Origin of the sequence: Moorena sp. SIO1F2 (genome assembly GCF_010672755.1) — a bacterium.
In the GTDB taxonomy this organism is placed as follows: domain Bacteria; phylum Cyanobacteriota; class Cyanobacteriia; order Cyanobacteriales; family Coleofasciculaceae; genus Moorena.
On sequence record NZ_JAAHFV010000048.1, the window covers coordinates 20,526 to 28,844 of the forward strand.

Genomic DNA, 8,319 nt, shown 5'->3' on the forward strand with positions numbered 1-8,319 from the left:
CCGAATCTCGTAGAGCGGAATTTTTGGCGTTGCTGATTCTGGGTATGGTTTCGCCCCCCTAGCCCCCCAATTCTGGGGGGAACAAAACTCTTAAAGTCCCCCAAAGTTGGGGGACCAACGGGGGCTTTAATAAAACCAGATAATCGCGCATTCGTTCATTAATTAAGCAACGCCGAATTTTTAGCTCAGGAAAATAATTAATTAACCAATAGATAAACTATAGCAATTCTCTATGCCATCAGGTACAAATGGATCCCCCGTTGGTCCCCCTTATCAAGGGGGACTTTGAGCTTGATAAGCGTACCTCATAAATCCTATAAACGCTATAATTACCAAAACAGGAGGAATAAAAAATGAGTGCAAAGACAATTAAGTGGGATGATGTTCGCTCCCAAGTTCTAGCAAATCCAGAAGTTAAAGCCGAGTATGAAGCTCTAGAATTTGAGTTTAATATTGCTAGTCAGGTTATTGCCCAGTCAGAAGTCAGAAGTCAGAAGTCAGAATTTCCAATTCCCAATTCTTAATTCTAAATTCTTAATTCTCAGGCTCCATCTCCGCAAAGTGTTCCATCAGCATCCGATGAATAAAAATATAGCCGCCCCCTACTTTTTGTAGGAAAATGCGATCAGCGGCATAATCGAGGAAACGGGCATAGTTCCAAGGGATGTAATTGTTACGGTAGAGGACAAGGCGGAGGCTGAAGTGTTGGATGCAGGCTTCACCACCATTCCTCAGCCCGAACATCAGCCCGAACATCAGCCCGAACCTCAGCCCTAACATCAGCCCTAACCTCAGCCCTAACATCAGCCTGACCATCAGCCCGAACATCAGCCCGAACATCAGATATACAGTTATAGCATTACGAGCTGATTTCCAAATTCCTTGATTTGGACTTGTTTTTCTTTCAATTTCTGAACTCTCCAGCCCGAACATCAGCCCGAACATCAGCCCTAACATCAGCCCTAACATCAGCCCGAACCTCAGCCCGAACATCAGCCCTGCCATCAGCCCTAACATCAGCTCGAACCTCAGCCCTAACATCAGCCCTAACATCAGCCCTAACATCAGCCCTAACATCAGCCGGTCAATCAAGATTTTTTTCCAATTAATATCAAGTATTTCAACTGTTTTGATGTCTTCCGTTGCCTCTTTATCCAGCCCTGCTATCAGCCCTGTCATCAGCCCTGCTATCAGCCCTCCCATCAGCCCTCCCATCAGCCCTTGCATCAACCCTCCCATCAGCCCTCCCATCAGCCCTGCCATCAGCCCTTCCATCAGCCCGAACATCAACTTATAAATTCGTTTTTGCTTTCTATCTCTTAGCCAAGATGGCTGCATTTTTTCAATTAAAAATACTGTTTGCGACTCCTCAACCATCCTCTTGGCCATCCAAATTAGCCAGTGCTTTACTTGCGCATTATCGTATTGTTGATTAGTCTTCCGACGCTTAAACATTTTATCGATATAATCATGAAATAGCTGCCAGCGCCGTTCTTCTACTACCTCAGTTTTAGGTAAATCTTCAACTGCTACTCCCTGATAAGCTAGAGTCATAATATTGAGCATTAAGGGCGATTGGGCTAACTCTTGTAATACTGTATCCTCTGCCATTAATGTCCTCAATCCCGTTAAATCAGCTCCGACACTATCCAAGTAATCATATATTTGTGCTAAACTAAGCACTCTTATATTAACTGCACTCTGAAAATTGAGACGGTTAGAAAGGGCTTGATAGTCTTTAATCCGACTACACACTACCAACTCGGCACCATAATCTTTCTTGAATTGGTTCAACGCTAGGATACAGTCGTCTCGATAGTCTGCCTTTACTTCATCCAAACCATCAAGTAATAGTAGTAGTTGCTGTTGCGTTACTAAAGCTTGTCCAATTTTATTGGGAACATCATACTTACTATTGAGTTCATCTACTAACCAATCTGCTATCGTCTGCCGCTTTTCTGCCCAAGAGGAGAGGTTAAAGACTACAGGAATGAGCTGATTAGTGCCTTGTTCAGCACGAGCAATTAAATCCCGGGCGAGTGCCAGTAAGGTTGTGGTTTTCCCTGACCCTGGCTCCCCTAAAATTAGTAGAGTTCTTCCTACCCCAATTTTGTCAAAAATATCAATTACTTTAGTCCCTTCAGGGAGGGGTTTAGGTGAGTCGTCACCGATTTCGCTAAATTCGCTAAATTCGCTCAAAGGATTAGGAATAATAACATCAGGTCTATCCTTTAATCCCAATTCAATGATTACCTCGTGATAGAGGGATTTTTCCAGAACGCCTTTAATCCAATAGTTTTTGACTTTAGCGAGTATTGCCTGACAGTTGCGCTGTTCTTGGGGAGTTAGGGTTGCTGGGGGATTGACAACAATATTATTATTATATATGTCACCGCCAATTTGATGAGCATTGACTGTATCAGCATCAACAAACCCACCCGCAAACTGAGATTTCTTTAGGTCATTGTTAGAGACTTTTTTTGGGTCTTCAGACATGGTTATCTACTGATACTGCTCGTTACTCGGCTTCCTGCCAACCATCCACAGCAGCCAAGAAGATGTTAATGAGCGGGTTATCCACTAACTCTTTTATCGCTTCAATACCACCAACCTTCAACGCTCCTATTACCCGTGCTTTCAAGCTTGGATTATTCTCAATGCACTTAAGGGCTTCCGTTACCACAACCTGTTTCTCCAGAGTGGTACTTGTGGGATAACTTTGCTCTAGTTGCTGCAAAAGCGCCTGAATTTCTGCTGCTGCATCTGCTAGGTTTTGTTTTTGCTCTGGAGCATAATTATAGATATCGCCACCTATCCGATGTGCCTCAACCTTATCAGCATCTATGAATCCACCAGCAAATTGGGCTTTGCTAAGGTCATATTTATTATATTTTTGTGACATGATATCTCCTAGATTATGAATGCTTTTAGTATAAAATCTAGGAGGCTTTAATGACTATATTGTTGTGATTAAATAAAATTAATAGGCAAATTACTGGGAAAATTTACGTCGTGAAAGGATGTACTTTACTACCTTTTTATATTACTTACTGGACGTACCAGTATTGTTGATAGTTCCAGCTGTTATAGCACCTCCCATGATCAACATCTAGTAGAGAAGGAGGATGCGTTCGCGTAGCGTGGCCCAAAGGCCAATCCCATAACTCCAGCAACTGTAATCCCTTCGTCACTTCAGGTGCTAGAGCAGCGAATCGAGATCACCTAACAAAAATGTACATATAGCAGTCGCCAGGGCAGGCGCGGACATGACAAAAGTCTCAAACCTAAGTAAGCGCAATAGTTTAACTTCTGACTTCTGACTTCTGACTTCTGACTTCTGCTATATCATGGTTTTCCCCATAAGTTGATTTAGGGTGGTCAGTGCAGCAGTATTACACTAAAAACTGCAATACAATCGAATCGGCGGCATTGATCATAAAAGGAAAACCAAGATATGAAAGCCATAGGCTATAATCAGGCTGGACCAATCACTGCACCAGACGCGCTGATCGAATTTGAAACCGAAACACCGGAATTAGGGTCACAGGACCTGTTGGTGGAGGTTAGGGGAATTTCGGTCAATCCTGTGGACGTGAAAGTGCGCGCCAAGATGGCACCGGAAAAGGGCACCAAGATCATTGGCTATGATGCGGCAGGTGTTGTTCGAGAAGTTGGCAGCGATGTCAGTAAATTTAAAGTTGGTGATGAAGTCTATTATGCCGGTGATATCACTCGACCGGGCACCAACTCCGAGCTCCATGCCGTTGATGAGCGGATTGTCGGGAAAAAGCCCAAATCTCTTGGCTTTGCGGAAGCAGCGGGTTTTCCACTGACCTCCATTACTGCTTGGGAAATCCTGTTCGACTGCCTCGGGGTCTTTGAATGAATATTCGTAGAGTGGGCAGGATGCCCGCACCAAAAGATCCCCGAACAGGCAAAATGAATGGCGTTGCTGATTCTGGGTATGGTTTCGCCCCCCTAGCCCCCCAGCGAGCAATCCCTCGCTCGGGGGATTTAGGGGGCTTTAATAAAACCAGATGATCGCGGATTCATTCCTTAATTCAGCAACGCCAAAATTGATACTGCTGGCCAAACATTTCTTAACACGCTGAAAGCCTTGATATTCCCTGTAATAGTCGAAAAAATTTTTATAGTTTTGTAACGTAATCAACGGCAGAATCAGTGTTTTGGATGTTAACTTATATTTCCCCAGAAACATCCGACAATGTGGAACTTTATTTGCTGCACAGAGGTCTATTGGTTTGTGACATGAGACATAAAAATTTTTTCCCTACCTAGTCAGGAGTAAGTCCATGAATCGGAAGCAATTCTTGAGGGTTGTTTATGTCGGCTTGGCAACGATAATTCTTTTGGGGATAATCAATAGTAACTCAGTTATGGGGCAAAGAGGAATAAACTTAAGTACATTGCGCAGCACAAGTTTGTCTAAGCACAATACCTATCGGAGCACCCATCATAGTCCTAATATGACCCTGAGTAGTTCTCTCAACAACAGTGCTCAAAGCTGGGCGAATCATCTGGCAAGCAATGGCATTTTCCAACACAGTAAAACCAATGTGGGAGAAAATCTCTTTGTCTCCTATACCACAGCATCGTCTGTAGACACAGCTACCCTCGGGGACCAAGCAGTGACTAATTGGTACCAAGAGGTTTCTGACTATGACTATGCCAATCCAGGGTTTTCTGGAAAGACCGGGCATTTTACTCAGGTGGTATGGAAGAATAGTACCCAATTAGGGTGTGGTGCAGCCCAGGGCGTCAAAACTATTCAAGGTAGACAATATAACGCCTTCTATGTCGTCTGCCAATATGGGCCTGCGGGTAATGTGCTTGGGCAGTTTCCTAATAACGTTATGGCACCTTAGCTTACGGTGACCGTCCCACTATTTTTGCTTAAGCTATCAGCTATCAGCGGTCAGCTGACCGCTGAATCCTGACGGCTGATAGCTTAGATTTACCCTGCTTGAGATTTAGTCAATAATTTCAGAATTTCTACAATCTCCCCCTGTCGGTTAGACAGTTGTTCCTGTCGCTGAGAGAGTTGTTCTTGTCGCTCATCTAAGTTCTCCATTAGGCCATACATTCGGGATTGACTTTGAGCTAAATTAGACTGAGAGTTTGCTAAATCGGCCATCACAGAATACAGTCGAGAGCGATCGCGTTTGAACTCATTGACAGTATCGGTTAAGGCTTCGATAGCACGAGCATTAGAATCGGTTCTTTGACGAAGCTCTTCGAGCTGTTGGCTGATCCGTTCAATCTGTTGGTCGATGCGCTCAATGGCAGTTAGTAAACGGTTAAAACGGGTATCAAACTGGTCTGAATTTGTCATTTACTGCAATAGTTTTTAGTGTTTTCTCAAGAGCTATCAGCAGTCAGCGGTCAGCGGTCAGCGGTCAGCTTATTTTCTTCAAAAGCACCAATTGCGCTACGGGCATGCTGCGCGAACAGTAGCACCATCTGTAGGCCATAGGCTGATAGCTGATAGCTGATTACTGATAGCTAAATGCTTAGGCTAGTGGTTCGCGCATCTTAATTAGATTTAGTCAATAACTTCAGAATTTCTACAATCTCACCCTGTCGGTTAGACAGTTGCTCCTGTCCCTGAGAAAGTTGTTCCTGTCGCTCATCTAAATTTTCCATCACGCCATACATTCGGGATTGACTGTCCGCTAAATTAGCCTGAGATTGAAATAAATTAGACTGAGATTGTGCTAAATTAGCCATCACAGAATACAGTTGAGAGCGATCCCGTTTGAACTGATGAACAGTATCGGTTAGGGCTTCAATAGCACGAGCATTAGAATCCGTTCTTTGACGAAGCTGTTCAATCTCTTGGCTGATCTGCTCGATCGCAGTGAGTAAAAGGTTGAAACGGGTATCAAACTGGTCTGAGTTTGTCATTTGCTGCAATAGTTTTTAGTGTTTTCTCAACAGCTATCAGCAGTCAGCGGTCAGCAGTCAGCGGTCAGCGGTCAGCGGTCAGCTTATTTTCTTCAAAAGCACCAATTGCGCTACGGGCATGCTGCGCGAATAGTAGCACCATCTGTAGCCCATAGGCTGATAGCTGATAGCTGATAGCTGTTCGCGTAGCGTGGCCAAAGGCCTTTAGCTGATAGCTGTTCGCGTAGCGTGGCCAAAGGCCTTTAGCTGATAGCTAAATGCTTACGCTAGTGGTTCGCGCATCCTAATTAGATTTAGTCAATAACTTCAGAATTTCCACAATCTCACCCTGTCGGTTAGACAGTTGTTCCTGTCGCTCATCTAAGTTGGCCATCATGCCATACATTCGGGATTGATTTTGAGCTAAATCTGCCATCAAAGAGTATGCTTGAGCGCGATCTCGTTTGAACTCATGGACAGTATTGGTTAGAGCTTCAATGGCACGAGCATTAGAATCGATCCTGTGACCAAGTTGTTCAATCTTTTGGTTGGTCTGCTCGATAGCACGAGCATTGGAATCAGTTCTGTGACCAAGCTGTTCAATCTGTTGGGTGACAGCATCAATCCTGTGACCAAGCTGTTCAATCTGTTGGTTGGTGCGCTCGAAGGCAGTTAGTAAAAGGTTGAAACGGGTATCAAACTGGTCTGAGTTTGTCATTTGCTTTGCTGCAAGATAATGTTTACGATTGCAGTTATCAATTGCTTGAAGTACGTTTTGGATTTTAGGTAATAGGGAACAGGGAATAGGGTCAAAATTCTGTGTAAATCATAAGTAGTATCACCGCTATCCTTCTGATTCAGGACTTACGCACAGACTCCATTTGTAGGGTGGGCAAGGTTTTGCCCACCCTACAGGTAGCTAGTGCAGATTCTGTTTATTGTGTGATTTTTATGGTGTGATTTGCGATTACAAGCTATGACTGTTAATTTTTACCATTGCTCTATTAGAACGTTTTTTTACTACTTATGATTTACCAGATGATTTACCTTGGCCAAAAGGCCACGCTACGCGAACAAGTTTCTTCCCTTATTAAGGAAGTCATGTGGGATTTACTTCACGGTAGTCAGGGGCAATTATTATGCCCTAATTACTACTCCATAAACCCTAGTAAATTGTACCTAAAATATTTGATTACTGCTACAATAATTATACAATAATAATATCAATATTGACAAGAATTAAATATATTATTTACTAATAGCTAATTAACTGCAATGGTGATTTATTATAAAACCAAAAATTACTCCTATTTCTTTCCTACTACTCCCGATTCCCGACTCCCGACTCCCGACTCCCGACTCCCGACTCCCGACTCCCGACTCCCGACTCCCGACTCCCGACTCCCGACTCCCTATTCCCTATTTCTGTAAACTATAAAGTGGTGATCAAAAATTTGCCAGCAAGATTATTGTCTAAGATCAGGAAAATTGGTAGATTCTAAAACTCCGACAGTAGTTGCCCTGATTCCAGCCCGAGCTGGTTCCAAACGAGTACCTGGTAAAAATATTCGTCGTTTAAAAGGGCATCCGTTAATTGCTTATACTATTGCTGCTGCAACCCAAAGCCAAGTGTTTTCAGCAGTGATTGTTTCCACTGACTCAGAAGAGGTGGCGGAAATTGCTCGTTACTATAGCGCTGAGGTACCATTTTTGCGATCGCCAGAGTATGCTACCGACAAGTCACCAGATATTGAGTGGATTGATTACACCCTGAGGCATTTGAGTGATCTTGGGCGAGAATTTGATTGCTTCAGCATCCTGCGACCAACCAGTCCTTGTCGCCAACCACAGACCATTCAACGAGCTTGGCAGGCGTTTTTGGCTCAAGCTGATCAAGTAGACTCCTTACGGGCAGTAGAGAAATGCCAACAGCATCCTGGAAAAATGTGGGTACTCAAAGGCAACCTGATGAAACCGTTGCTTGAGCAGAACACCCTTAAATTAGGCAATTCTCAGGTTAACCATAACCTCCAACCCCCCAACCCCCCAACCCCCCAACCCCCCAACCTCCAACCTTGGCCAAAAGGCCACACTACGCGAACAACCCCCCAACCTTCAACCTTCAACCTTGAACCTTCAACCCCCCATACCCCCTGGCATAGTACTCCCTATCAGGCGTTGCCAGAGGTCTATGTGCAAAATGCTAGCTTGGAAATTGCTTGGTCAAGAGTAGTGCTGGAAGAGTATACAATTGCTGGAAAGGTGATTATGCCATTTATTACCCATGATCATGAGGGATTGGATATTAATGACTTGAAAGATTGGTGGTATCTGGAATATTTAATAGAACAGGGAGACGCTCACTTACCTCTCGTCTCCCAGAAACCAATTTAGTTTTTTCAATTTGGTAGGGAA

General features: G+C 43.9%; 11 protein-coding genes and 1 pseudogene. 6 read left to right on the forward strand and 6 right to left on the reverse strand.

The window, feature by feature from the left end; all coding sequences use genetic code 11:
* Positions 1-353: 353 nt before the first annotated feature.
* Together F6J94_RS09145 and F6J94_RS34205 are read left to right on the forward strand one after the other, a co-directional pair.
* Positions 354-524, forward strand: a complete 171-nt coding sequence (locus tag F6J94_RS09145) for a hypothetical protein (RefSeq protein WP_293039261.1) — start codon at positions 354-356, stop codon at positions 522-524.
* Positions 525-1,152: 628 nt separating this feature from the next.
* Complete coding sequence (locus F6J94_RS34205; RefSeq protein WP_367142184.1) at positions 1,153-1,323, forward strand: PT domain-containing protein; 171 nt, start codon at positions 1,153-1,155, stop codon at positions 1,321-1,323.
* Between the two features lie 498 nt (positions 1,324-1,821).
* Here the strand turns inward: F6J94_RS34205 and F6J94_RS34210 are convergent.
* Both F6J94_RS34210 and F6J94_RS09155 read right to left on the reverse strand, forming a co-directional pair.
* A pseudogene (locus tag F6J94_RS34210) lies at positions 1,822-2,496 on the reverse strand (NACHT domain-containing protein); the annotation flags it as partial.
* A gap of 22 nt (positions 2,497-2,518) precedes the next feature.
* Entirely contained in the window at positions 2,519-2,902 is a 384-nt protein-coding gene (locus F6J94_RS09155) for a hypothetical protein (RefSeq protein ID WP_293039265.1), read from the reverse strand.
* Positions 2,903-3,454: 552 nt separating this feature from the next.
* Here F6J94_RS09155 and F6J94_RS09160 point away from each other — a divergent pair.
* Both F6J94_RS09160 and F6J94_RS09165 read left to right on the forward strand, forming a co-directional pair.
* On the forward strand, positions 3,455-3,886 hold the full coding sequence (locus tag F6J94_RS09160; protein WP_293039267.1) for an alcohol dehydrogenase catalytic domain-containing protein: 432 nt from the start codon (positions 3,455-3,457) through the stop codon (positions 3,884-3,886).
* Between the two features lie 427 nt (positions 3,887-4,313).
* Positions 4,314-4,886, forward strand: coding sequence for a CAP family protein (locus F6J94_RS09165; RefSeq protein WP_293020477.1), 573 nt, complete (start codon positions 4,314-4,316; stop codon positions 4,884-4,886).
* 89 nt (positions 4,887-4,975) lie between these two features.
* Here the strand turns inward: F6J94_RS09165 and F6J94_RS09170 are convergent, their stop codons facing one another.
* The 4 genes from F6J94_RS09170 to F6J94_RS09185 all read right to left on the reverse strand — a co-directional run bounded on the left by F6J94_RS09170 (position 4,976) and on the right by F6J94_RS09185 (position 6,622).
* Positions 4,976-5,353 carry a hypothetical protein gene (locus F6J94_RS09170; RefSeq protein ID WP_293039269.1) on the reverse strand — a complete coding sequence of 126 codons (378 nt, stop codon included), beginning with the start codon at positions 5,351-5,353 and terminating at the stop codon, positions 4,976-4,978.
* A gap of 200 nt (positions 5,354-5,553) precedes the next feature.
* The gene (locus F6J94_RS09175) at positions 5,554-5,925 is read right to left on the reverse strand and encodes a hypothetical protein (protein WP_293039271.1); all 372 of its coding nucleotides are present in this window, start codon (positions 5,923-5,925) and stop codon (positions 5,554-5,556) included.
* Positions 5,926-6,035: 110 nt separating this feature from the next.
* Positions 6,036-6,161 carry a hypothetical protein gene (locus F6J94_RS09180; RefSeq protein ID WP_293039273.1) on the reverse strand — a complete coding sequence of 42 codons (126 nt, stop codon included), beginning with the start codon at positions 6,159-6,161 and terminating at the stop codon, positions 6,036-6,038.
* A gap of 47 nt (positions 6,162-6,208) precedes the next feature.
* A complete protein-coding gene (locus F6J94_RS09185; RefSeq protein WP_293020485.1) occupies positions 6,209-6,622 on the reverse strand; it encodes a hypothetical protein in 414 nt (137 codons plus the stop codon).
* A 557-nt stretch (positions 6,623-7,179) separates the two neighbouring features.
* Between F6J94_RS09185 and F6J94_RS09190 the strand changes: the two genes are divergently transcribed.
* Together F6J94_RS09190 and F6J94_RS09195 are read left to right on the forward strand one after the other, a co-directional pair.
* Positions 7,180-7,335 (forward strand): hypothetical protein, encoded by a 156-nt coding sequence (locus F6J94_RS09190; RefSeq protein WP_293039275.1) that lies wholly within the window; start codon positions 7,180-7,182, stop codon positions 7,333-7,335.
* Positions 7,336-7,392: 57 nt separating this feature from the next.
* The gene (locus tag F6J94_RS09195; protein ID WP_293039277.1) at positions 7,393-8,298 is read left to right on the forward strand and encodes an acylneuraminate cytidylyltransferase family protein; all 906 of its coding nucleotides are present in this window, start codon (positions 7,393-7,395) and stop codon (positions 8,296-8,298) included.
* The last annotated feature ends 21 nt before the right edge of the window (positions 8,299-8,319 follow it).

What these genes read in the sequence shown, in the direction of transcription:
- F6J94_RS09145 (WP_293039261.1), top strand. Translation starts at nt 354, where the DNA reads ATGAGTGCAAAGACAATTAAGTGGGATGATGTTCGCTCCCAAGTTCTA.
- F6J94_RS09155 (WP_293039265.1), bottom strand. Translation starts at nt 2,902, where the DNA reads ATGTCACAAAAATATAATAAATATGACCTTAGCAAAGCCCAATTTGCT.
- F6J94_RS09160 (WP_293039267.1), top strand. Translation starts at nt 3,455, where the DNA reads ATGAAAGCCATAGGCTATAATCAGGCTGGACCAATCACTGCACCAGAC.
- F6J94_RS09165 (WP_293020477.1), top strand. Translation starts at nt 4,314, where the DNA reads ATGAATCGGAAGCAATTCTTGAGGGTTGTTTATGTCGGCTTGGCAACG.
- F6J94_RS09170 (WP_293039269.1), bottom strand. Translation starts at nt 5,353, where the DNA reads ATGACAAATTCAGACCAGTTTGATACCCGTTTTAACCGTTTACTAACT.
- F6J94_RS09175 (WP_293039271.1), bottom strand. Translation starts at nt 5,925, where the DNA reads ATGACAAACTCAGACCAGTTTGATACCCGTTTCAACCTTTTACTCACT.
- F6J94_RS09185 (WP_293020485.1), bottom strand. Translation starts at nt 6,622, where the DNA reads ATGACAAACTCAGACCAGTTTGATACCCGTTTCAACCTTTTACTAACT.
- F6J94_RS09190 (WP_293039275.1), top strand. Translation starts at nt 7,180, where the DNA reads ATGGTGATTTATTATAAAACCAAAAATTACTCCTATTTCTTTCCTACT.